Raw genomic sequence first — 24,654 nt, 5'->3', positions numbered from 1 at the left:
AAAAATAGCAGATGAAAAAAGAAGAACTACAGGAATTAAGCACAGTAGAACTACAGTCTAAAATAAAGACTTTAAAAGCTGTTCTTATCATCATGAGCAGTCTAGTGATTCTGTACGCGGTTTTTTTCATCTATAAACTTGCAACAGGAACCTGGGAAGCCAATAACACCCTGGGGACAGTAATGTTGGGCATGTTGGTAATTGTCATTTCAACCACAATGGTTCGATATATCAGTATCGTGAAAATATTGGAACAGAGAAAAGAGGAGAAATAATCAGGTTTCAAGAGCACTTGGGTGCAAGCAGAGGATAGCGGGCTTTTCAGACCAAAACCTACTTAAAATCTATGAAAGAAATGATATGGATTATCCGATTTTGGAAATTCTACTCAATAATCTGAGACACACGCAACACCATACTGCCCAATTAAATCTGCTCTTAAGACAAGATCTTGACCAACAAATGGAATGGTCATTCCGGGCAGGAGATATCGATAGTTGATGAATAGTAACGAAATCGGCTTTATTTTATGATTTTTTTCTTGAGGGTGTAATAATTCTGCGACTTGGGCCACTAAACAGGTAAAGAATAAATTATGACACTCAAAAATGCAATTAACCTATTCAACTGTTTAGGATCCGAGACGACCAAAAAGTCTGAAATTAAGGTGTACAGGGATTTTATCAAGATTCTTACCCATCTGGAAAATAGAAGCTTTACCAAGTCTGAAATTCAATCCATAGAGACGGAACTCGAAGCTTTGGCTTTAAACAGCAGTACCCCAGAAGGCATCAAGCATTTTAAAAATGCACTTCAGCGTTTTAAAAAGTATTTGGCAGAAACTTTTTCTTTGATTGCCAAAGGGTACTACATCATCCTGGGTATTATCCTTGGGAGCGCTGTAGGGTTACTATTTGGAATTATATTACTTTCCAGTCTAGAGCGTTCTTTGGGTATTTCTCTTGGGGTTTCAGTCGGAACACTAGCAGGAATAATCATAGCAGCTTATCTGGAATCGCAGGCCAAAGCTTCTGGAAACCTGATTTAAAAAATGAAAAAATAAAAGCTTGAGCAAGGACTTCTATACCATATCGATCAAGCCTTATGCGGCCATCATCATAAAGATATGCAGGGCATATACCAATTCACAGGAAGACTTTGAAGATTACTATCAGGAGGTGTGCTTACAAATCTGGAGAACCAGAAACAACTTCCGCGGGCAATCCGAATGGTCTACTTGGGTGTATAGACTGGCTTTGAATGTGAGTTTGACCATGCTGAAAAAAAAGAAAAACAATCAGCAGTTTTTTAATTCTGAATTTTTGCCCAACGAATTGGCAGAAAGTACTCAGGCATTTCCGGACGAGGCCCTCAATCAATTGTATGATGCCATTAAAAGTTTATCTGAAGTAGATAGGGGAGTGATATTACTTTACCTGGACGAAAAGTCTTATCAGGAAATAGCCGAAATCACAGGCACAAATGCCAACAATGTCGGTGTCCGGATCAAAAGAATTAAAGAACGATTAAAAAAAATATTAGATGGAAAAGTCAATTGAATCAATATGGAAGCAGGGGTTTTTGGATAGCGATGCTTTAGTGGCCCCAAAAGTAAATGATCTCTATAACCGTAAGTCGATACACCTTATCGAAAAATTCAAGAAGATGTTCCAGATGAATATATGGGGGATCATCATCGGTGCAGTGATCCTTTTTGTAGGTTCCTATCTTATTGGTGCCCTGATAGCAGGTAGCATTTTATTCATTATGTTGATTTATATCGCTTATACGGCTTATTATGAACTAAAGACTTTAGAAGGGATTGATAAGGGACAAAGCAGCTATTTTTTTCTAAAATCATTTAAAGATTGGATTGATCACTCTATCGACCGCTATGGCAAAATGTACCGGGTAGTTTATCCTCTTCTGTTACTTACCTTTTACTTCGGGATTTGGATGTCAGATGTTTTTGCCGGCATGAGAGAACTTGTAGCAGAGCGTACAACTGATTTAATTTTTGGATTCCATACCTACACCTCACTGGTCATAATTGTTGCAGCTATCTTAATGAGCGTATTCAGTAAGAGGATTCATAAGGAGGATGTTAGCGCGCTTTATGGGGGAATATTGAAAAAGCTGGAGGATGCGCTTGCTGAAATGGAAGAACTGAGAGATCAGCATTCCATATAGTATACTCAATTTGCTAGAAAGTCTAAAAAAGTGGGAGAACTTTGTAAGCCATGACCAAAAACCAATCGAAAAAAATTCTCAGAATAATATTCATTGTTGCAAGCATCAGCTCCTTGTACTTTGTGCCTTGGGTTTTGGTAAAGGCTTGGATTTTACCACTGCCTGATACCGTTCAAGAGCAATTAGCGGAAGGTATCGGTTATGGATTTGATGGAATGATTGTTTACGTGGACCAAGCGGGAAAGCCACCGGAGTTTTATGCGGCAGGCTGGCATGACCGAAAAAATAAAATACCTGCCTATCCGCAAGCCTTATTCAAGATTGCCAGTATCACCAAGTTATATATTGCTGTGGCTACCGCAAAATTAGTAAATGAAGGACGTTTGTCTTTGGATACAACACTCGCCGATTACTTCCCGGAACTTGCAGGGCGAATTGAAAATTCTGAAAAAATAACCTTGAGAATGATGCTGCAGCATCGGAGTGGCATACCCGATTTTGTAAACCATCCTGATTATTGGACTAAACCGCCAAAGAATAAACAGGAAACCCTTGCATACGCCCTGGATCTTCCGGCTGACTTTGAAGCAGGTGAAGGTTATGGTTATTCAAATACCAATTATATGCTGATTTCTGATCTCATTGATAAAACCTTGGGTTATAGTCATCAGCAATATATCAAGGAGGAAATCCTGATACCAATGGGGCTGAAAAATACCTTCGGATCCTTGCATGAAGTGGATATAGCAGAAGTGATGAGTGGCTATTATGTTGGTGTTGACACCGATTTCAAAACTGAAGATACTGGCTTGATGCTTGCTACAGCAGAAGATGTGGGGATTTTCTTGCGTGCATTGAACGACGGTTCGCTGTTTAATGAAGGCGAGCAGGAAATCTATTCCTCCATTTATGTGTACGAACATACTGGTCTGCTTCCTGGCTATCAGAGTATTGCGAAATACCACAAAGATCTGGACATGGTTGTCATCCAATTCAATAATACAAGCAATTTTGACGGATATAACTGGAATTTGGGGGAAATCATTTATGGCAGGATTGTCAAAATATTGAGAAATAAAAAATGATAAAGATCCTAAATTGCGTTTTTCAATAGTGAGGGTGAAATAAAAGATAATGAAACAAATTCTTGTAACCGGAGCAACAGGAAATATTGGACTTGAAGTCGTCCATTATTTGAATGCCTTGAATTCGGACTGTGAGATTATTGCGGCTGTACGCCACGTTGCTGATGCCAAGCAGATATTCACAGACACGGTAAACCTTCAATTTAGACAGTTTGATTTTGAGAATCCGGAAACTCTTTCGGCTGCTTTTCACCTGGTTGATGTGCTATTTTTGCTTAGACCGCCACAAATTTCAGAAGTTGACAAATTCTTCCGTCCCCTTTTGGTTGCAGCAAAGGCGAATTGCATCAGGAACGTGGTATTTCTTTCAGTCCAAGGGGCCGAGAAAAGCAAGGTAATTCCGCATAACAAAATTGAAAACCTGATCCAGGAACTTGAATTCAACTACATTTTTGTTAGGTCAAGTTATTTTATGCAAAACCTAACGACAACCTTGCTTCCTGAAATTGTAAAAGATAAAAGGATTACCCTACCTTCAGGTAAAGCGAAATTTAATTGGATTGATGTCAAAAATATTGGAGAAGCAACAGCCTACCTCATCTTTAACTTTGCCAAATATCAAAACAGGTCTTTCGAAATAACAGGAACAGAAAACAAGAATTTCGCTGAAGTAGTAAAGTTGATGAGCGAAATAACCGGAGAAACCATAAGCTTTCAAAGCATCAACCCGATCAGTTTTTATTTCAAAAAGAGAAAAGAAGGAATGGCAAGCGGATTTGCGGTGGTGATGACAACCCTTCATTTTTTGCCGCGATTTCAAAAAGAACCGGATATTTCAGATCACTATCAAAAGCTCACAGGTAAGAAACCAACTTCAATACGGGAATTTATTGCAAGAGAAAAAGAAAAAATAACGGCAAGCCAGCAATAGGGATAGTGCATTCCTATCCCGTAAATCACCTCCTACCCAATATTAAATTTTTTAAAAAAGCGGATCCTATTTAATCAAATAAAGAGATTTACCCCATGAATGGCAGCTGTGCCACCCATTGGTCCGAAGACGAAAAACAAATCCCTAAATTCTATCCATTCTCCTGCAATTTGTATCCATTTACATTTTTGGATCCAACCATATTTGTTGTATGATTTTTACAAATCAAATTATACAACCATGATTTAAAAACCTTTCTTAGAAGTAAATGATAAATAACCCATTTCTAAGGGAGAGAATTTCAATTCTTTTCACAATTTAAAACTACAAAAATGGAATTAATAAATCACAGCATCCAATGGGTCAAAGGCGAGGTTTTACAAGGTAGAATCGGCTTTGCCGCAGGCATTTTGATCGCCTTGGCTTTCCTATATTTTGCCGATTTTGAACAATCGTTTTATAAGGGAATGATTTTGCCAATGGTAATTTTACAACTCGTCTTATTAGGTTATAGTGGTTTCCAAATGGTCATGCGACCCAAACATATTGAAAAGGTCGGTCAGGAAATACAATTAAATCCAGTAAATGCAGTGAATATGGAACTGGAGAAATCCAAAAAAGATGATAAAATATTCAGCATCATAAGAATTGTTTGGGCCGGGCTGTTTGTGGTTTCCCTTGTTTTATTTTTTATATTGAAAAGTGAGTTTTTTAAAGGAATGGGTTTGGGATTTGTGGTCTTCTTTGGAATAGCATTTATTTTCGATTCCTTTTTACATTACAGATTAAAAACCTATTTAACTGCCTTGCAGCAATTATCGTAATATTGAATATGGAAAACCCCGTCAGCCACATTAAAACCATCTCAGAACTGCATAATATATTTGGCTTATCAAAACCCAAACACCCTTTGGTTTCGGTGGTAAGACATTCGGATATGCGTATTGACAGTGTTTTCAGCAATCAGCGTTTTAGCTTGGATATGTACATTATCTCCCTCAAAGGCAATCAGGAAGCCACTTTGAAATATGGCAGAAATACCTACGACTTTCAGGAAGGGTCTATGGTTTTTATTGCGCCCAATCAGGTGATTGCCTCAAGTTCTTCTGATTTTTCAAAAACCCAAGATGAATGGACTATCATAGTGCATTCCGATTTTATTCAGCGTGTCGGCCTGCAAGACAGTATTCGGCAGTACCGGTTTTTTGACTATGAAGAAATGGAATCCTTGCATTTATCAGACGATGAGAAAAAATCACTCACCGAAATCATCCATAAAATTGAGGCCGAGTATCACCAACGCATAGACAAACACACCGATGAAATAATCGCCATCAATTTGGAATCCTTGCTCAAATATTGTCTCCGGTATTACGAACGGCAGTTCATCACCCGAAAAACTCAGAACAAGGGCCTACTTATTCAATTTGAAAATTTTTTAAATAACTATATGCAAGCCGAACTTGCCGAAAAAGGAAAGCCAAGCGTAACGCAATGTGGTGAAGCACTTAACCTTTCGCCCTATTATTTGAGTGACTTACTCAAAGCCGAAACAGGCAAAAGTACCAAAGAGCATATTGATTTAGCTTTGATAAATAGGGCCAAAAACCGCTTGCTGCAATCCAACGAGAGTATCAGCGAAATTGCTTATGGATTGGGTTTCGATTATCCCAACCATTTCAGTAAATTGTTCAAATCCAAAACAGGGATGAGTCCGAAAGAATTTAGGACTTTAAATTGAACGGCTGTATAAATGATTTGAAATGGGTTATTTGCCAATCTAATCCGATTTTTTTAGGTCATCCACATCTTTGCCAGTAATTCAATACTCTACTACAATCAGTACGCCTTCCGTTATGGCAGGGATATACTGAACATTTCATGCTTTCAGCCGAATTATATTGAATTATTGTTTTGCTGGCATCATTGGGTACATACATGAAAAAAAGAAAGCCCTTTACAAAAGGACTTTCTTAATTAAGAAAAACTACTTCAGTGGAAATGTAATCTTTCTCTCAGGGCTAATAAATTAATTAAGCGCCTTTACGATCCGATATATTACATGTTCCCTTGGAGAGGTTTCCATTTGACTGATTTCAGACATACCTTCGGGAACTACGATTTCGGAATCCCACGTAGGATTCAGTGCCTCTTGCAGTGTTGTATAAATATCATACGAAACTGAATTAAAATTCATTTTACTGGAATAAGGTGCGAGCAAAACAGCATTACCCCATCCTCGTTGACTGGTTTGCTTTTTGTCCATGACGGTTTTAATGAACGGTGCCCAATGTTTATTCTCCAAGTCAACAAACGCATTGGGATTCGAAGAATTGTGATAGATCATTTTTATAAATTGGAAGTCCTTTTCAGCCACTACACCAGTCGCCTCTTGCCAACCGGCATTACGAAGAAATAACACGCTGGTGGTTGTGCTTAGAGAGTTGGTCTCCATTTTATCCATAGGTACATCCGGAAATGCTGTCGTGATACTACCCCAGATTTCATTTATAGCGTCTATATCCTTAAAATTATTTATGAAAAGAAAATTCGAAGAATTTTCCATATCATAACCACCCACTTTTTCAAGAAGTGCCCAGAATGTGATATTACCTTTCGGGATTTCTTTACGTACCATTTCGGCCCAATACGTAGTCTCTCTCTTGATAAATTCATCCCGCTTGTCGGCAGGCACTTTGCGGTACATGTAAACCGTAATTTCAGGTTCAGGTGCGGTTGTAGCAGTTGACTGTGCATTGACAGTCACCCCTACAATAACTAATACAATCAGTGTTAACAAAATCTGTTTCATAAAATTTTAGTTATATTATTTGGAAATATGATATAAAAACAAAACAATATAATTTTATTTTTCCATTAAAGCAAATATAAATTTACATAGTTTAAATATTGAAGAATTTAATTCAATGCATAATTATGGGTGCCAAATCTGTGAATTTTTTCAAGTGCTTTTGGGATGCCGTCATTCGTTGGAACAGGTATTTCATTCCTAGGACAGGCCAACTTATTTGATCAGAAGAAATGATTGTAAACGTTAACATAAAAATAATGTAAATAGTACCTGCGCTTTATATTACACGATTACCTTGGTTTTCAATTATGAAAATCAAGACTATGAAAAAATTAACAGTTTTAATGCTATGCTTATTTTTTGCCAATATTTTATGTGCGCAAGATCAACAAGCAATTAGAATTACAAATCGATCTACCCAAAAGGAAATCCTAATTAAAGAAAATAAGAGAATAATAGTTGAAACAACTGACGGTAAAAAGTTATCTGGTCGGTTTAGCGTAGCGGATAATACGATTACAATAGATAATGAAAAACTCGAAATTGCCAATATAGTATCTTTGAAGCGCAACAGGCTTGTAACTTCTAGCTTGACTACAGGCTTGCTTGTCTATGGAGGCACGCTTACTGCCGGCTTTGGGGTATTAATTGGTGTTTTGATTCAACCTTCAGCCTTTCTTTTGGTTATACCCGCAGCAGGAATGATTTATGCCGGAATAAAATCACCAAATTTTAATAAAAAATACAAAACACAAAAAGACTGGACATTTGAGCCAATAACGCTATCTGAATAAAATTAGAGCTAAACCTGTTTTGCATAATGCCAGAAAATTTGCATTGATCAAACGGCTTAAAAAAATTAGACTAGACTGTTCATCTCAGGTTTCCATAATCAGCATATGGCAAAGATATATATCGTAAAAAAAACAGCTACCATTTCTGGAAGCTGTCTATATTATATTTTCAAATAACCTTACCGCTGATTAAAAGCCCTGAGTTTAACTTGGGTAAATTTCCTTTTGGTATCCAAAGGAAAATCACCTTTCATCATCCAATCATAGTAGGAGGGTTCTTCTTTTAGGACCTGCTCTATGGGTTTTCCTTTGTGTTTGCCGAAATTGAAACATTCCACGCCTTCTTCATTGAAAATAAACCTGCCTGCCAGATCCACCATTTTTTCATTGAGGATGCTGTGGATTTTTTTCATGTCATTTTCAAAAATCCCCAATTTATTGCCCAAAAGGTCTTCAGCTTCTTCACCGTTGTATTTGGCAATTTGTGCTTTGAATACCTCATAAGAGGCAACAGTATCAGCTTCGGCACTGTGGGCATTTTCCAAAGTTTGGCCACAGTAGAACTTATAAGCTGCAGCAAGATTCCTTTTCTCCATCATGTGGAAGATTTTTTGGGAATCAAGGAGGTTCCTTTTTTCGATATCGAAATCAATACCTGCTCTCAAAAACTCCTCTACCAATAAGGGAATGTCAAATTTGAGAACATTGAAACCTGCTAAATCCGCTCCAACCAAAAATTGATGGTATTCTTTGGAGATTTCTTTAAAAGTAGGGGAGTTCTTAACATCTTCATCATAGATGCCATGGATCAATGAAGTTTCCCTTGGAATGGGAATAGTTGGATTGATCAAGGAGGTCTTGATTTCTTCTTTCCCGTCAGGGTGAACCTTCAAGATCGATATTTCGACTATTCTGTCTGTGGAAATATTGATACCTGTAGATTCAAGGTCAAAAAATGCTACGGGATTTCTTAAGTTTAAATTCATCATTTTTGGCTTTGATTTATTGTGTTTTTTAGTTGAGACAGGTCCATATCATCGTAATTGCCCGAACTCATCAACAGTAGATTGGTATTCAGATAATCTTGTGATTCAAGAAAAGCTTTGAGTTCGTCAATACCTGTGAAAAGCTTTAGGTCCTTTCTTTTGAAGGCACCCTTGAGGGTTTCCTCATCCATTAACTCTAACTTTTTTAAAGATACGGCTTTTGGGTTTAAATAAATAACTGCCACATCCGCCTCATCAAAGGTATGGGCGTAATTATTGACAAAGTCTTTGTTTAAAGAACTGTAAGTATGTAATTCCTGCACAGCAATTAATTTTCTTTCCGGGAATTGATTTTTAACAGCATTCACTGTGGCTTTCAATTTGGAAGGAGCATGGGCAAAATCTCTATACAATATAGAATGATCTGATTTCGCCAATACTTCCTGTCTTTTGGCAGCTCCTTTGAATTCCTGAACGGCCACATAAAACTGCTCCTTCGTCAATCCAAGACTCAGGCATACTTCCAATGCCCCTTGCAGGTTTTGAAGGTTATGTTCACCAAAGACATTGATAGCGATTTCGCCGGAATCAGTCAGCAGGTAAGTAATTCCGTCTTTTACTTTATAAGGATGGGCTTTGTATGCAATGAGGTTGTCTATTTTTCCTTTGGACTTATGTCCCAGTTCGTCGACAATCGGATCCTCAGAACAATAGATAAAGTAGCCTTGCTGCGGAGTCATATCCACCAGTTTTTCAAATTGTTCCCTATAAAAATCAAAGGTTGGAAAAACATTGAAATGATCCCATGCTATTCCGCTCATGAGGAGAATATCGTGGTGATAATGGAAAAACTTAGGTCTTCTATCCAAAGGTGAAGTCAGGTATTCATCGCCTTCTATGATAATGACCGGAGCATTGGATAATTTGACCATCAGGTCAAAACCTTCAATCTGTGCGCCTACCAGGTAATCAAATTCTTTTTGGTGGAACTTCAGCACATGGAGAATCATGGAGGTGATACTGGTTTTACCATGAGAACCTGAGATGACAACTCTTTTCTTGTCCCTGCTCTGTTCATAGATAAATTCCGGAAAAGAGAAGATGGGGATGTTCAGGTCTTTGGCCTTTTGGAGTTCGGGATTTTCGATTCGGGCATGCATGCCCAAGATAATGCCATCGAGGCCTGCATGGACTTTTTCAGGGAACCAACCCTTTTCTTTAGGTAGGATGCCGGCTTTTTCCAAACGGGTTCTGGAAGGTTCATAAATTTCATCATCAGAACCAGTCACCTGATAGCCTTTGGCTACCATGGAAAGGGCCAGGTTGTGCATCACGGCTCCACCTATAGCAATAAAATGATATTTCTTGGTCATATAAAATCAGCAAAGCCCAAAAGTAAGAAATGATTTTTGGAGGAGGGTGGTTGGGGGGGGTATTTTTTGGGAATTGGGTTGGTTGGAGTTTGTAGTCTCTGTTTACAGTATGCAGTCGCGGTTTTCAGTATGCAGTCTCAGATGGCAGTAGGCAGTCTCAGTTGGCAGTAAGCAGTACCAGTTTGCAGTAAGCAGTCTCAGTAGGCAGTCTCAGTAGACAGTAAACAGTACCAGTAAGCAGTTTGAAGTCTTAGTGAAGTAAACAGTATTAGTAGCTAGTCTCAGCAGCTAGTCTCAGAAGGTAGTATCAGTCACGGTTTTCAGTTTACGGTCCTAGTTTACAGTCTCATTGATAGTCCCACTGCGAACTGTAAACTTCCCACTGAACACTTGACACTGCCCACTGAACACTGCCCACTGCAAACTGCCCACTGTAAACTGAAAACTGCAAACTGCCCACTGGACACTGCCAACTGGACACTGAAAACTATCCTTTCAAATCATACTGAGCCTCCCACTTCTCTCTTGTGCCTTCATATAGAGACTTGTTGGCGAGAGCGACGGAGATGGCTGTTTTTCCGGCGTTGATGACATTGCAACTTGGGAGTTCCTTAGTATTCAGGCATTTGTAAAAATCATCCAAAGCATAATAACTTCCATCCTTTGTTGGATTATCGAGTATTTTAACACCTTTTTTATCATCCGACCAACTGAGTTTGGTGGCACCGGACACACCATCCACATACTCCGTTACGGATTTATTTTCTGGCTCGGGATAGAAAAATCCTTCATTCGTCAAGAGCGATACCATTCCTTTGCTGCCTTTTATTTTGAAGGAATATCCTTCATGTTGGTTGGCGCAAGTAGCGCCAAAATTTCCGACCATGTCAGCATTTCCATAGCGGATGGTTACTTGCACATTGTCAAATGTTTCCCTTCCATCTTTGTAAAAATCGATTCCCCCGGTACCCATGATTTCGGTCGGGGTAGTATCAAAAGCCCAATTGATAAAATCAATTTGATGGGATAGGAGTTCAGCCACCAAACCGCCGGAATATTCCTTATACATTCTCCAATTGATTTGTCTTTCAAGGTCAGAGGAAGGTACAGGTCTTCTCCAATTGTGGTTTCTGTCCCACCTCGCTTCGATTTGAGTTACTTTCCCCAACCAACCCTTTTCTATCATTTCCTTTACCTTGAAATAAAGCGGGGAGTACCTGTACTGATGACCGACCTGAATGGTTTGTTTGGGATATGTTTTTGCCAATTGATTCAATTGTATGACCTGATCGATATTGAAGGTCATGGTTTTCTCCAAGAAAAGATTTTTTCCCGAATCCAAAACTGCTTTGGCATGATCAAAATGAAGATAAAGTGGTGTGGCAATTAAAATCACATCCAAATCCTTTTGATCTACCAGACTCCTGTAATCCGAGTGAAATTTAATTCCAGTCGGGAATTTTTCCTTGGCTTTGTCCAAGCGGAAGGAAAGGTTATCACAAATGGCCTTCACCTGAAATTGGTCGGGCATGGAATTGAGCACTCGATGCAGGCCTGAACCACGGTCTCCATATCCCAAAATCCCAATATTATAGGCTTTATCTTTTATTGAATTGGTCAAACCTGATACAAAAGGAACAGGCGCGGCAGCTCCTGCTGATAGCAAGGCGCCAATTCTAACAAAATCTCTTCTTTTCAAAACAATGAATATTTACTCGGTTAATTAATAGTTTGAAATTTAGGAAACTTTTTAGGGATTCAAAAAAAGGATTTTATAAATGGAGGAACTTATTCTTGACACTACGAGTCTCCAACATTTTGTAAATGTTCAAAATAGGGAATGACATTTAGGATATATCATTCTGGCCTCGGCAAGCTCGGCCACCGGGGTTGTCTAGTTGGGAGGTGGGGGTGGGAAAAGCGGCGCCGCCGCTTTTCCCACCCCCACCTTTATTAACCAGATTCTCCGTTCCCCGAGCTTGCCGAGGGGCAAATCAGAATTCTGTCATTGGTAGTGGAGAAAATTTGGCATTTACAGAAAGGGAATGACATCAAGGCGGGCTGCAGACCTCTCCTGACGTCGAGGTGACAAGGCAAAGTCCTGTAATAGAATTGAATGCTATTTGTAGTCCTAAACCATCAATTTCAAAATCTGTCATTGGTAGTAATTAAAATTTGGCATTTACAGAAAGGAAAATGACATCAAGGCGGGCTGCAGACCTCTCCTGACGTCGAGGTGACAAGGCAAAGTCTTGTAATAGAATTGAATGCTATTTGTAGTTCTAAACCATCAATTCCTAAATCTGTCAATGGTAGTTTTAAAATTTGGCATTTACAGAAAGGAAATGACATCAAAATGGGCAGTAGACCTCTCCTGACGTCGAGGTGACAAGGCAAAGTTTTATTATAGATTTAATGCTATCTGTAGTTCTAAACACTCGATTTCAAAATCTGTCAATGGTAGTCACGAAGGATCTTCAGCGGTCCTAGTTTTGTTTACATCTATCATTTGCGGATTCCCATGAGACCCCCTGAAAGGATCAGGGTGACGGCAGCTCCGGTTTAATAGCAGATTTCTTTCTACTTTCGAAAAAAATCCTGACAATAGATGCCAAAGAATACGGGATTATTGTGGTTTAAATTTTAGGATTAGGTAATATTGATAATTGAAATCAGAAAAGATGCTATTTGCTATTGTGGATATTGAAACGACGGGAGGGAACCCAACTCAGGGTGGGATTACAGAAATTGCTGCCCTGATACATGATGGAGAGCATATTCTGGATCAATTTCATACCCTAATCAATCCTGAAAGGTTTATTCCGGGTTTTATTACAGGATTGACAGGGATTGATCAACAAATGGTCTCGGATGCTCCTGTTTTTTCAGAAATAGCCCACCGCCTTTTCGAGTTTTTGAAGGATAAGGTATTCATTGCCCATAATGTCAATTTTGATTACTCTTTTATCAGGGAGTCTTTGAAAGCCGAAGGATACACACTAGATGTACCAAAACTCTGTACCGTACGACTTAGCAGGAAGGCATTTCCAGGCTACAAATCTTATGGACTTGGAAGGATATGTGAACAACTTTCCATTAAAATAGAAAACAGGCATAGGGCTTATGGAGATGCAGCCGCAACTGCAGTTTTGTTTGAAAAAATTTTCAGGACAAATCCAGATTTGATTTTGGGTAGTTTGAAAAAAAACAACGGAGAAGCATTTTTACCATTAAATATCAGCAAAGAGCAATATCTGAAATTGCCCGAAACCACAGGAGTATATTATTTCCATGATGCCAAGGGTCAGGTGATTTATGTGGGAAAGGCTTTAGATATCAGGAGTAGGTTTAAAGGACATTTTTCTGGCAATACTCATGATACCGAAAAAACAAAACTCAGGTCAGAAATTCATGATATCAGTTGGGAAGTTACCGGAAGTGAATTTTTAGCTTACCTACTTGAATTGCTGGAAATCAAAAGATTATGGCCAAAATATAACAAAGCTCAAAAATTCAAGACCAGTTCTTGGGGACTCTATCAATATGAGGATAGTCAGGGGTTTGTTCGGTTTCAAGTTGCGAAATCTACAAATGGTTTGTTCCCATTGATTCAGTTTGACAACCATTCGCAAGGATGGAAATTTTTGATGGATAAAGTCAAGGAATATGAACTCTGTCCCAAATTAAGCGGAATCCAAAAAGTGCCCAATGAATGTTATGATGTGAAAACAGGTGATTGCAAAGGGGCTTGTTGTGGCAAAGAGGAAAGTCTTTTTTATAATAAAAGAGCAAAAGAGTTTACTGCTCTTTTGCGTCAGCAGTCGGGAAATATTATCATTAAGGACAAAGGAAGGTCTGTTTCAGAGGAATCTGCATTGTATTTTGAAAATGGAGTTTTTGCGGGTTACGGGTTTCTTTCAAAAGAACAGGATTTAGGGAATGATGCCGATATTTTGGATAGTTTGAAAAAAGTCAAGCAATACCCTGATTCAAAATACATTCTTAGGACATTTATTTCGAAGATTCCTATAGGACAAATAAAGATGGTCAAATCAGAAGGAAGTTTATTTTAATAATCTTAATCATATTGCCAGTAACTAACCTATCAAAAAGTATTTCTTTTGATAAAAATCAAGAATGATTCAAAAAAAAGCGATGAAATCCTTTTGGATTTCATCGCTTTTGGTTTTAAAGGGCCAAAGCTGCCAAGCCAAGTTGCTTTTTAAAAGGTTTGATCAGATTGCCAATTTTACTGTTGTAGTTACCCAAAAGCTGTTGTCCCAATAAACCCATCAGGAAATTTTGTCTGGTTTTTTTTAGGTCCAAGAATTGGTTTTTCTTGATTTCATCACCCACTGAACTGTTCAACACCTTGAAGATGTCATCAGTAAAGCTCTTGTTGTTGCTTTTCAATTTCGAGGTTTGGTCAGCATTTAAGCCGAGACCTTCGACATTATCCAAAGCTCCCAAAAGTTGTGAGGAAAGATCCATTCCAGGAACTTTAAGTTTTTGAGCTTGCACATCAACCGTGAAAAATGCTCCTAAAAGCATGGCGAAAATAATTACTGTTGTTTTCATATAGTTTGTTTAAAATTTCTATAAAGTTAAGGAAATAGTCTTATTTGTATTTCCAGTTTAAAAAATTTAAATCTGAAGTTTTACATCTTTTTGGATCAATTACCTTTTACAAAAACTTCTTTTATGGCTTCCAGATAACTAAAGCCATGACCTTCTGTCGGCTCGATGTAATTTCCCTCCAGGTATTCATTCCAACAGCAGATCATGACTGTGTTTCCGTTGCTTGCTTTGTATTTTTCGGATTGTTTCTGTGCCTCCAAGAGTTTGGCCTTGAAGGTGGATTTGTTGCTGATTACTTTGTCTTTTTCAGGTTCACTTGGGAATCCGGTCTGCTGGGGCCAAGTGCCTCCTGCGGGTCTTTGGTCCCAACCCATGGCCACAGGGACCTGGTATTCGAAATTCTTATCGTCTTTATACATTTCTGACCATTTCTCCCAATGACCTCTGTACGTGGCTTTCATGTCTGCATAGCTTCTGTTTTGTTTTTCATAAAAACTATGGTACAAATAGGAGGTCATGCCTTCAAATCCCATTGATTTTAGCCGGGGCACATAATCCTGAAAAAGCAATTTATCGGTATATTTCCCGCCTCTCCATGGTTCACGGGGATTGTTTGCCTGCCACTTGGTTGGCAGGGCATAAGGCATTTCGTTGGGCATCATATTTCCGGATGCTACTGCAATGAATTTAATTCCTTTCAATCCGGCTTTTTGGGCAAGACTTTTTGATCTGTCCAGCAACTCTTTCATTGAAATACCATAAAATGCGGCTCTTGATTCAAGGTCTTGAGGGAAGTACAAGTATACAATAGGTCGTCCATCTTCATCCCTGAGGTAATCCTTTCTTTTGAAGTATTTATCAATCCACATTTGCGTGATTTTATCATGAACCTGAAGGTAAAGCGCTTTGGTAGGGGCTTCTCCTCTGTAGTTTCTTCCGGCAGAAATGCTTGCAGGAGAACCCAAGTCAAGCCATGCCATCCATCTTTCATCACTGTCATCGCACCAATTGATAGCCCACTTCATCTGTTTGGATGTGGGTAACTTCTCATTTTCCTTTAGCAAAACCTCTAACTGTTCAGTCCATTGTTCGATACCTGGAACCGCAACGCGACCATCACGGCTGTTGTCTCTTTTCCAACCACTTGGATAGTAAATTTTGGATTGTGGGCCAAAATTCAGGTGATAATAATAGTGTCTTCCATAAAACCAATCATAGGCAAAAAAATCAATCCCATATTCTTTCATGTATTCCAACTGCTTTTTTGCCACTTGAGGGTCATCTCTTTTATAAAATCCCTTCAAACTTGAATGGGGCTTTCTATCCAAAAATGGTCCTTCGTAAGGATATTGTCTGTTGTAAACTCTACCGCGTGGTCCCCAAGTAGCAGTATTGTTGGAATGTCCACAGTTTTCCCTTCCAGTAAGACAGGCCCAAAAGCTGTCCACATCCACTTTTGGATCAGGGGAAAGATTCCAGCTTGGCATGTAAAATACCCCGACCATATGGTCTTTTTGGTTGGATTGGGAAACAGTTCTGGTTGAGATGCTGATTTCCTTGTTTGATTTTTCGGAAATATCACCTTTCAGAATTTTGATTTCCTCCTTAGGGATATTTTGATTTGATTCGGTAATCTTTTGAACATCACAACCATTGGGATTAAGGCTCAAAAAAATGATAGAGATGATCAAAGAAATGTAGACTTTCATATTGTTTGACGCTAAATGGAATCTTAATTTAACCAAGCTTATAAAAATAAAAAAACCGCTAGCTTTTTTAGTAACGGTTTTTTTAAAATTAAAATTGTATGAAGATTATTTTCTCTTTAATGCTTTTTTAGCAGCCTTCACAATATTTTCAGCATTTAATCCATATTTTTCCAATAGTTGGGTAGGAGTGCCTGATTCGCCAAAGGAATCATTCACACCAACATACTCTAATGGGGCAGGGTTATTTCTAGAAAGCACCTGAGCAATACTGTCACCTAAGCCTCCGTTAAGCTGATGCTCTTCAGCCGAAACAGCACATCCTGTTTTAGCAACAGATTTCAAAATGGCTTCTTCATCCAAAGGTTTGATGGTGTGGATATTGATCACTTCTGCAGAAATGCCTTCCTCTCTCAACATGGCTTCGGCTACTACAGCTTCCCATACCAAGTGTCCGGTCGCAAAAATGGTCACATCATTTCCATCAATCATTTTCCAAGCTTTTCCGATTTCAAATTTCAGGTCAGCAGGTGTAAATATTGGCCAGCTAGGTCGTCCAAATCGTAAGTAAGCAGGTCCGACATGATCTACCAAAGCCAAAGTTGCTGCTTTGGTCTGATTGTAGTCGCAAGGGTTGATGACAGTCATATGTGGAAGCATTCTCATCATTCCCAAATCCTCTAGAATCTGATGGGTTGCTCCATCTTCTCCTAATGTCAATCCTGCATGGGATGCACAGATTTTGACATTTTTATCTGAATAGGCCACCGATTGACGGATTTGATCATAAACCCTACCAGTAGAAAAGTTGGCAAAGGTGCCTGTAAATGGGATTTTTCCACCGATAGTCATTCCCGCTGCCAATCCAATCATATTGGCTTCCGCAATACCTACCTGGAAAAAACGGTCAGGAAATTCTTTCTGAAAAGCACCCATCTTGAGTGAACCGATCAAGTCGGCACACAGACCAACCACATTTGGGTTTTTCCTTCCGGCTTCCAAGAGTCCATCTCCAAAACCTGAACGGGTATCTTTTTTTTCAGTATATGTATATTTTAAATCCAATGTCTTTTCCATCTTAATAATCTCCTAGTGTTTCTTCTAATTGTCCTAAGGCGTTTTCAAGTTCAGCATCACTTGGGGCTACACCATGCCACTTGTGGGTGCCAACCATAAAGTCAACGCCAAACCCCATTTCAGTGTAAAGCAAAATCAAAATGGGTTTTCCATTTCCTTTCAATTTTCCTGCTTCCTCCAAGCCTGCTAAAACCGACTCCATGTCGTTTCCTTTTTTGATTTCCAGCACTTCCCATCCAAAAGCTTCCCATTTTGCTTTGAGGTTTTTTAAATCCATAACCTTTACAGTAGGACCATCAATCTGCTGTCCATTGTAATCAATGGCAGCAATCAAATTGTCTACTTTGTGGTGGGCAGCATACATGGCTGCTTCCCAAACCTGACCTTCCTGCTGTTCTCCATCTCCCATCATTACATAAACGGTTTTATTATCACCGTTTATTTTTTTGGCCTGAGCAGTTCCTATGGCTACAGATAGACCCTGTCCTAAAGAACCTGATGCTATTCTGATTCCGGGAAGTCCCTCATGCGTAGCAGGATGCCCTTGTAGTCTTGAATTTATTTTCCTGAAAGTAGCCAACTCATCTGTTGAAAAGTAACCACTTCTCGCAAGTACACTGTACCATAAAGCGGATACGTGGCCGTTGGAAAGAAAGAAAAGATCTTCGTCCTTACCGTCAAAATTAAAATTGCTGTCATGCTCCATTTCATTGAAATAAAGCGCTACAAAATATTCGCAAAGGCCTAATGCTGCTCCGGGATGACCGGACTGAACTGCATGAACCATACGCAGACAATCCCTCCTTACCTGAGAGCAGATTTGTTTGAGTTGATCAGTTGATTTTTTCTCCATTGGGTTGGATTTATTTTAAAATTTGGTTTGTATGATCTTTGGTGTTTACTTTTTCTATGATTTCGGATAAATTACCATTCTCGTCAATAACGAAAGTAGTCCTTGCTGTACCCATATATTTTCTTCCATACATGGATTTTTCTACCCAGGTGCCATAAGCTTCATGGACCTTTAAATCTTCATCAGCGATCAAGGGGAAAGGGAGATTCTGTTTTTCGATAAATTTCTGGTGTGATTTTTCAGAGTCCGAACTCACCCCCAATACAATATACCCGGCTTTTTGCAATGCCTCATAATTGTCCCGAAGGTTACAAGCCTGCGCTGTACATCCCGGGGTATTGTCTTTAGGATAAAAATAAAGAACTACTTTTCTACCTTTAAAATCAGCCAATTTGATAATGTTTCCATTTTGGTCTTTGGCTTCAAAATTCGGTGCTGGTTTTCCTACTTCTAGTGACATAATTGTTAAAATTTAGTTTGATGATTTATTTAATTGTAGTGGTATAACTTCTTTCATTGCCTGCCATATCCCTTACATTGAGTAAAACATCTCCCTTAAAAGGTTGTTTATCTATTTTTTCTGACCAGATGACATTTTGTTTGTGTTCATAGCGCATCAACACCCATTTTCCATCAACAAACGCCTCAAATTCTTTGATACCTGATTTATCATCTTTGATCACAAACCTCAACCCTGATGAATTTATTCTTATTGGTACAATAGTGGGAGGGTTCCTATCCTCATCAATCACAAAAGTACCAAAATTTCTGGTTTTGAACCTGATATCCTCAGATTCCCATTCACCTCCAATGAAAGATTTTCGGCCATTTTCTGCTTGCTGATAGACATGCATGTATTTTTTATCACCTTGAATACCCGGATCACGCATCAATACTTCCATATTTGACTGAAGATATTCGTTTGGAGCGTTTATTTTCAAAGCAGCTTTCCCATTACTCATCCGTTTTTCCAATCGTAAAAAAAGTTCATCCAAAAGGGTGTTTTCGGAAAAGCGAATTTCCGCATCTTTATTTACGAAGGTGATTTCCTCACCAAATGGTATTCTGAAAATTGCCTCAGGTTTGATGATTTCGGTGCATAAATCCACAGAATCTGGAACTCCATACTTCATATCCCAAAGGTAAGTTCTCCTTCCATCTACCGAATATGCCGGCGGAATTTCCATTTCCAGACTTTTTACAAATACTTTGGCCAAAGTGCCCCATTCAGAATAGTCTGTTTGGATCAGCATGATATTCCTGTCATACGTAACTGAAGTGCTCTGATTGGCTTTGTTCATGGTACTTCCAAGATGAATGGGTGATTCTTCTCCTTCGACCAACATCGTAACGACTCTTGTATTTCCAAAAAAGTCCTTCATGTTTACCTGTAGCTTTTTCCTTTCTCCAACTTTGGCAGTTACCGCCCCTGCTGAAATGGAATCGGGTTCATATAGCTGCATTGGATTATTGGGGTATTGATACAATCTGATAAAGCGGTTTTGGTGTGTGTGAGTCAACAGGAAACGGCCTTTGTTGAAGTCCACATGGTCCACATTGATTCGATAGAGCGGCTTTTCCCCATCTAATAGTTCATAGATTGGAATTCCAAAGACATTGTTGACCCCGTCCATTTTATCCACGGCATGCACTTCAACTCCGACTCTTCCCGATATTTTTATCAGATCGGGCAGGATATATCTTCCACCTTCAATTACACCTTTAAATTCCTGTCTTTGGAATTTCCCATTGACCCGGGAATCAGTATCGAGTGGTTTTAAAGCAATCTTATAAAGAATAGGAGGGGTCTTGTCCACGACTTCCTTAAAATCAAAAATGAACGGGTCAATGGCCCTATCCAGACTATCCCTTATTTCAAAGTGAAGGTGAGGGCCACCTGAACTTCCGGTGTTGCCACCATTGCCTAAGATTTCACCGCGTTTTATAGGCAGAAATTCTGGGTCAGGAAATACTTCCAATTCGTTTTTTTCGGCGAAATACATTTCCTTTCTCATAAAATCCATGATCTTGGGAGAGAGGTTTCTTAGATGCGCATAGACTGAAGATTGGCCATTGTGATGTTTGATATAGATCACATTGCCATAGCCGTATGACGATATTTTGATTCGGTAAACATAGCCATCGGCGATCGACAATATGGGTTCTCCATCTACGCCGCCTATCTTGACATCTATCCCGGAATGGAAATGATTTGGACGGATTTCAGAGAAGTTTCCTGACAATAGATTTCTTTGACCGGGTTTTACTGGAAAAAGATAATTCGTTGATTTATTTACCTCCGGTATAGGCAAAGAATCCCAAAAGGAAAGTTCGGCGGCATAACCATTCAATTGGATAGAAAACCCAATTGAGATCAATAAAAACAGGAAATAAATAGAATTATTTGACTTCAAAATCCAACAGCTTTTTATCTTCAATAAATGCTTCCAACCGGTCTCCAATGCTTACTTTCCCAACTCCTGAAGGTGTCCCGGTGAAAATCAGGTCTCCTTTTTTCAGCGTGAAAAATTTTGATACGTATTCAATGATCGTACCAAAATCAAACAACATTATATTGGTATTTCCTTTTTGTTTTTCCTGTCCATTGATAAGTAAATGGAAATTAATATCATTGAGATCCCCAAAAGATGATATTGGTAAAAATTCCCCTATTGGCGCCGAACCGTTAAATGCTTTAGCAATTTCCCAAGGGAGTCCTTTTGCCTTGCACTTGTCCTGTAAATCCCTGGCAGTAAAATCAATGCCTACACCGATTTCTTCGAAATAACGGTCAGCGAATTTTTTTTGGATGTGCTTGCCTTCTTTTGAAATCTTCAGTACCAGTTCAACTTCATGATGAATATTATCAGAAAAATCGGGATGATAGAATGGAGTGTTGTTTTTTAAAAGTGCTGTATCTGGTTTTAAGAAAACTACAGGTGCTATGGGCCGTTCATTTTTGAGTTCTTCAATATGTTCGGCATAGTTTCTACCAATGGCAATGATCTTCATAGGTTAAGCTAGGTTTACAGGACAAAGAAAAGCAATTTTTGACTGGTTCACACAGGGATTTGGGATAAATGGAGGAGAAAAATTTATTGAAATTTTTAATGGAATAAATTTCATGAAAAATGGATAAATCTGAATTGGTTCAAAATGAGATTTCGGGAATTGAAATCGCTATCATCTTTCAAAACTTTAATAATTTTCCTTTTTCCCATCATTGGGGCATACATTTTTATAAGAAAAAATTTATTTTTTTTGAATAAATTTAGGACAAATTACGTTATCTTAGTGGACAAATTACCTCTCGAAACTATGTCTGAAAAACCATCAATAGTAAGTGAAGCCGCTGTGGCTTATTACAGGAAGACCAAAATGTCTGTTTATGACATATTGGACGTAGAAGTCGATAGACTGAATGAACCTCTCCATCGAGTGGAGACATTCCGCAACGGACTAAAGCGAAAATCTTTTGAAAGCCTAAAAGAAGTGACCGGGCTTGATAACAACACCTTGGCTTCTGCTTTGGCTGTTTCTGCCAAAACCCTGCAGCGAAAAGATGTTTTTGATGTAGTACAATCTGAAAAAATGTATGAACTCGCCGAGTTGTATGCTTTGGGTACGGGTTATTTTGGAAGGGACGGATTTAGGCGATGGATGGATAGGCCACTTTTTACTTTGGGAAACCGCAAGCCGATTGAGTTGATTGATGTTTCGGAAGGAATTGATCTTCTCAAGACAGAAATCATGCGTCTGCAGCACGGTATTGCTATCTAAGAAAAGCCAATGAAAGTTTACAGGATTGCTCTGACCCAATACTGCGATACAAGTGGGGAAGGGGCTAAGCGATATGGTGGCAGGTGGAATCTGCCAGGTATACCCGCACTTTATGGTGGTTCCTCAGTTTCTTCGTCCTTACTTGAAAGGCTAACTATTGATTCGGAATTATTTGCATCAGAAAGGTATGTATTGTACTCCATTATGGAATTTGCTATCCCTGACGAATTGGTGTTTGTTCCCAAACTGAGTGAATTGCCGAAAGATTGGGATGCCATACCTCCGAGGTCAGCGTCACAGGAATATGGGACAAATTTGCTTCAAAAAGGATTGCTATGCTTTGGGGTACCTTCAGTAGTCGATCAAACTTCCCTAAATTATGTTGTGAATCCGATTGCTGAAAAATTTCATCTTGTGACTTTTAAGGTTTATTCTTTAAAGTTGGATGAAAGGATTGTGAGGTAGATTCTTTCTTCCGTTGGCAGTCTGAAGACTGCAATGTGGGTGGTCCAAGACTAAGTCTTGAACCAACATCCCCAAATATCAATACAACACCCTAAACCTAATAGTCCCGGGAATAGCCCTCATTTCATCGATCAATTGCGGAGAGTAGGCTTTGTCGATATCCGAAATCACATAGCCTATTTTTTCATTGGTTTTGAGGTATTGTCCTACGATATTGATTTCAAAATCGGCGAGTATCCTATTAATTTTCGCTAAGATTCCCGGTTCATTTTGGTGAACATGGATCAGTCTATGGGCGTCTTTTAAGAAAGGTAATTGAATATTGGGGAAGTTCACAGAATTATAGGTGTTCCCTGTATTGATATATTCCATGATTTTACCGGGAACAAACCTTGCTATATTTTGCTGTGCTTCTAATGTCGATCCACCAATATGGGGTGTTAGGATGGTATTTTTCATTCCGATCAATTCTGAAACAAACGGCTCTGAATTGTTTTTTGGTTCTTCGGGAAAAACATCAATAGCAGCTCCTGCAAGATGACCCGCTTCCAGAGCATCTTTTAAGGCCTTAATATCGACTACATGTCCTCTGCTCAGATTCACAAGATAAGAGCCTGGTTTCATCTTGGCAATGTTGGCTTTGTCAATGATGTTTTTGTTGTCTTTTCTACCATCCACATGAAGGGAGATGACATCACAATGTGACAGCAACTCTTCAATTGAGTCCATTTTTGTGGCATTTCCCAATGCTAATTTTTCGATGACATCATAGTAGTACACATCAAGTCCCATATTTTCTGCCAAAACAGAAAGTTGAGCACCGATATTTCCATAACCTACGATTCCCAATTTTTTACCTCTGATTTCAAAGCTTCCACTGGCAGATTTATCCCAGATTCCCTGATGCATGCTATGGCTTTTGTCATGGAATCCACGCATCAGAAATATGATTTCTGCTATGGCCATTTCTACCACTGAACGGGTGTTGCTAAAAGGTGCATTGAATACGGCAATTCCTTTTTCTGTACAGGTTTCCAAATCAATTTGATTGGTGCCGATACAGAATGCCCCAATGGAGATCAGCCTGTTGGCGTTTTCCAATACTTTTTTGGTCACATTGGTTTTAGACCGAATGCCGAGCACTGAAACATTTTTGATTTTTTCTACCAATTCATCTTCAGATAGGGCAGAAGAAATGACTTCTACATTGTATCCTTCTTGGTTCATCAGCTCAATACCTATGGGATGTACATTTTCAAGAAGCAATACATTGATCCGGCTTTTTGGGTAGGAGAATTTCTTGTTCATTTTATTGACATAAAGGATTTCATCAAGACTTGGTGCGATGTGGTCGGCTTTGGAAGTTACTTTGGGTCTGCTTACGTTTTCTGTGAAAGCATAAAACTTATTGGCCATGCCGGAGGCTTTGATCTCATAATCTGTATATCCATCTCCGATGACATAGATTTCACCTTCCAGATTCAAATTTTTGATGGTTTCCGGTTTCCCGCCATTTTTTGATAGGATATTTTCCCGGTTGAAATCTACAATTTTTCCGGATTCATCGTACACAAATTCATTGGCAAAAACATTTTCAGCCTTGATTCCATATTCGCCCACAATGGGAGTGATAAAATCCTTGAATCCGTTGGATATAATGATAATGTTGTCAGCATTTTCCTCAAAAAACTCCTTATTTCGCTGAAATGATTTGGAAACTTTGTTTTTCAATTCTACAATCAATTCACTGATCTGGGGCTTGGTGGCTTCTAAAATATGCAGTCTTCTTTCTAAACTTTCCCTAAAATTAAGACTTCCTTCCATTCCCATATCGGTAATATCTTTGATAGCCTGTAATTTTCTTGAACGGTCCGGATCATTGGAAAGACTGATTTCACCTAATACATCTAAAGCTTCTACTTGGGTAAATGTACTGTCAAAGTCAATGATAAATTTCTTGCTATTGGGCATTACTGTTATGAAGTTTTTACAATATCTCCTCAAAATTAGAATATTATTAAAAA

General features: G+C 38.8%; 25 protein-coding genes. 13 read left to right on the top strand and 12 right to left on the bottom strand.

Annotated elements, in window-relative coordinates; all coding sequences use genetic code 11:
- Positions 1–11: 11 nt before the first annotated feature.
- The 9 genes from HMJ38_RS20725 (at position 12) to HMJ38_RS20685 (ending at position 5,947) form a co-directional block, all read left to right on the top strand.
- Positions 12–275: a hypothetical protein gene (locus HMJ38_RS20725; protein ID WP_194976354.1), complete on the top strand. Its 264-nt coding sequence runs from the start codon at positions 12–14 to the stop codon at positions 273–275.
- A gap of 85 nt (positions 276–360) precedes the next feature.
- Entirely contained in the window at positions 361–501 is a 141-nt protein-coding gene (locus HMJ38_RS20720; RefSeq protein ID WP_228780181.1) for a hypothetical protein, read from the top strand.
- A 94-nt stretch (positions 502–595) separates the two neighbouring features.
- Positions 596–1,048, top strand: coding sequence for a hypothetical protein (locus HMJ38_RS20715; protein WP_194976353.1), 453 nt, complete (start codon positions 596–598; stop codon positions 1,046–1,048).
- Between the two features lie 19 nt (positions 1,049–1,067).
- Positions 1,068–1,559, top strand: a complete 492-nt coding sequence (locus HMJ38_RS20710) for an RNA polymerase sigma factor (protein ID WP_194976352.1) — start codon at positions 1,068–1,070, stop codon at positions 1,557–1,559.
- Entirely contained in the window at positions 1,543–2,190 is a 648-nt protein-coding gene (locus HMJ38_RS20705) for a hypothetical protein (protein ID WP_194976351.1), read from the top strand. The genes HMJ38_RS20710 and HMJ38_RS20705 overlap by 17 nt, the downstream gene beginning before the upstream one ends.
- A 50-nt stretch (positions 2,191–2,240) precedes the next feature.
- Positions 2,241–3,275 (top strand): serine hydrolase domain-containing protein, encoded by a 1,035-nt coding sequence (locus HMJ38_RS20700; RefSeq protein ID WP_194976350.1) that lies wholly within the window; start codon positions 2,241–2,243, stop codon positions 3,273–3,275.
- A 49-nt stretch (positions 3,276–3,324) separates the two neighbouring features.
- Positions 3,325–4,206: an NmrA family NAD(P)-binding protein gene (locus HMJ38_RS20695; RefSeq protein WP_194976349.1), complete on the top strand. Its 882-nt coding sequence runs from the start codon at positions 3,325–3,327 to the stop codon at positions 4,204–4,206.
- A gap of 332 nt (positions 4,207–4,538) precedes the next feature.
- Positions 4,539–5,030 (top strand): hypothetical protein, encoded by a 492-nt coding sequence (locus HMJ38_RS20690; RefSeq protein ID WP_194976348.1) that lies wholly within the window; start codon positions 4,539–4,541, stop codon positions 5,028–5,030.
- An 8-nt stretch (positions 5,031–5,038) separates the two neighbouring features.
- Positions 5,039–5,947: a helix-turn-helix domain-containing protein gene (locus HMJ38_RS20685; RefSeq protein ID WP_194976347.1), complete on the top strand. Its 909-nt coding sequence runs from the start codon at positions 5,039–5,041 to the stop codon at positions 5,945–5,947.
- Between the two features lie 288 nt (positions 5,948–6,235).
- Here the strand turns inward: HMJ38_RS20685 and HMJ38_RS20680 are convergent, their stop codons facing one another.
- On the bottom strand, positions 6,236–7,018 hold the full coding sequence (locus HMJ38_RS20680) for a hypothetical protein (RefSeq protein WP_228780180.1): 783 nt from the start codon (positions 7,016–7,018) through the stop codon (positions 6,236–6,238).
- A gap of 323 nt (positions 7,019–7,341) precedes the next feature.
- On the opposite strand from HMJ38_RS20680, the gene HMJ38_RS20675 reads away from it, so the two are divergent.
- Positions 7,342–7,812, top strand: coding sequence for a hypothetical protein (locus HMJ38_RS20675; RefSeq protein WP_194976345.1), 471 nt, complete (start codon positions 7,342–7,344; stop codon positions 7,810–7,812).
- A 179-nt stretch (positions 7,813–7,991) separates the two neighbouring features.
- Here HMJ38_RS20675 and HMJ38_RS20670 read toward each other — a convergent pair whose 3' ends face one another.
- The 3 genes from HMJ38_RS20670 to HMJ38_RS20660 form a co-directional block, all read right to left on the bottom strand.
- A complete protein-coding gene (locus HMJ38_RS20670) occupies positions 7,992–8,798 on the bottom strand; it encodes a 3'-5' exonuclease (RefSeq protein WP_194976391.1) in 807 nt (268 codons plus the stop codon).
- The gene (locus HMJ38_RS20665) at positions 8,798–10,171 is read right to left on the bottom strand and encodes a UDP-N-acetylmuramate--L-alanine ligase (protein ID WP_194976344.1); all 1,374 of its coding nucleotides are present in this window, start codon (positions 10,169–10,171) and stop codon (positions 8,798–8,800) included. The genes HMJ38_RS20670 and HMJ38_RS20665 overlap by 1 nt, the downstream gene beginning before the upstream one ends.
- Before the next feature lie 487 nt (positions 10,172–10,658).
- Positions 10,659–11,870, bottom strand: coding sequence for a Gfo/Idh/MocA family protein (locus HMJ38_RS20660; protein WP_194976343.1), 1,212 nt, complete (start codon positions 11,868–11,870; stop codon positions 10,659–10,661).
- Positions 11,871–12,852: 982 nt separating this feature from the next.
- On the opposite strand from HMJ38_RS20660, the gene HMJ38_RS20655 reads away from it, so the two are divergent.
- Complete coding sequence (locus tag HMJ38_RS20655; RefSeq protein ID WP_194976342.1) at positions 12,853–14,244, top strand: exonuclease domain-containing protein; 1,392 nt, start codon at positions 12,853–12,855, stop codon at positions 14,242–14,244.
- Positions 14,245–14,359: 115 nt separating this feature from the next.
- Here HMJ38_RS20655 and HMJ38_RS20650 read toward each other — a convergent pair whose 3' ends face one another.
- The 7 genes from HMJ38_RS20650 to HMJ38_RS20620 form a co-directional block, all read right to left on the bottom strand.
- A complete protein-coding gene (locus HMJ38_RS20650) occupies positions 14,360–14,749 on the bottom strand; it encodes a hypothetical protein (protein WP_194976341.1) in 390 nt (129 codons plus the stop codon).
- Positions 14,750–14,844: 95 nt separating this feature from the next.
- Complete coding sequence (locus HMJ38_RS20645; protein ID WP_194976340.1) at positions 14,845–16,458, bottom strand: glycoside hydrolase family 99-like domain-containing protein; 1,614 nt, start codon at positions 16,456–16,458, stop codon at positions 14,845–14,847.
- Positions 16,459–16,563: 105 nt separating this feature from the next.
- The gene (locus HMJ38_RS20640; protein ID WP_194976339.1) at positions 16,564–17,532 is read right to left on the bottom strand and encodes a transketolase family protein; all 969 of its coding nucleotides are present in this window, start codon (positions 17,530–17,532) and stop codon (positions 16,564–16,566) included.
- 1 nt (position 17,533) lies between these two features.
- On the bottom strand, positions 17,534–18,385 hold the full coding sequence (locus HMJ38_RS20635) for a transketolase (protein WP_194976338.1): 852 nt from the start codon (positions 18,383–18,385) through the stop codon (positions 17,534–17,536).
- Positions 18,386–18,395: 10 nt separating this feature from the next.
- On the bottom strand, positions 18,396–18,845 hold the full coding sequence (gene bcp, locus HMJ38_RS20630) for a thioredoxin-dependent thiol peroxidase (RefSeq protein ID WP_194976337.1): 450 nt from the start codon (positions 18,843–18,845) through the stop codon (positions 18,396–18,398).
- 25 nt (positions 18,846–18,870) lie between these two features.
- Positions 18,871–20,799 carry a M23 family metallopeptidase gene (locus tag HMJ38_RS20625; protein WP_228780179.1) on the bottom strand — a complete coding sequence of 643 codons (1,929 nt, stop codon included), beginning with the start codon at positions 20,797–20,799 and terminating at the stop codon, positions 18,871–18,873.
- Complete coding sequence (locus HMJ38_RS20620) at positions 20,786–21,397, bottom strand: fumarylacetoacetate hydrolase family protein (protein WP_194976336.1); 612 nt, start codon at positions 21,395–21,397, stop codon at positions 20,786–20,788. Before HMJ38_RS20620 ends, HMJ38_RS20625 begins: the two co-directional genes overlap by 14 nt.
- Positions 21,398–21,703: 306 nt before the next feature.
- Here HMJ38_RS20620 and HMJ38_RS20615 point away from each other — a divergent pair, with 306 nt between their 5' ends.
- Together HMJ38_RS20615 and HMJ38_RS20610 are read left to right on the top strand one after the other, a co-directional pair.
- Positions 21,704–22,165: an antitoxin Xre/MbcA/ParS toxin-binding domain-containing protein gene (locus HMJ38_RS20615; protein ID WP_194976335.1), complete on the top strand. Its 462-nt coding sequence runs from the start codon at positions 21,704–21,706 to the stop codon at positions 22,163–22,165.
- A gap of 9 nt (positions 22,166–22,174) precedes the next feature.
- Positions 22,175–22,630 carry an RES family NAD+ phosphorylase gene (locus HMJ38_RS20610; RefSeq protein ID WP_194976334.1) on the top strand — a complete coding sequence of 152 codons (456 nt, stop codon included), beginning with the start codon at positions 22,175–22,177 and terminating at the stop codon, positions 22,628–22,630.
- A 78-nt stretch (positions 22,631–22,708) separates the two neighbouring features.
- On the opposite strand, the gene serA is transcribed toward HMJ38_RS20610, so the two are convergent.
- Positions 22,709–24,601 carry a phosphoglycerate dehydrogenase gene (gene serA, locus HMJ38_RS20605; RefSeq protein WP_194976333.1) on the bottom strand — a complete coding sequence of 631 codons (1,893 nt, stop codon included), beginning with the start codon at positions 24,599–24,601 and terminating at the stop codon, positions 22,709–22,711.
- Positions 24,602–24,654: the final 53 nt, after the last annotated feature.

The sequence above is a fragment of the Aquiflexum lacus genome (assembly GCF_015476655.1).
GTDB lineage: Bacteria > Bacteroidota > Bacteroidia > Cytophagales > Cyclobacteriaceae > Aquiflexum > Aquiflexum lacus.
This window is presented reverse-complemented; position numbering and strand designations above follow the sequence as displayed.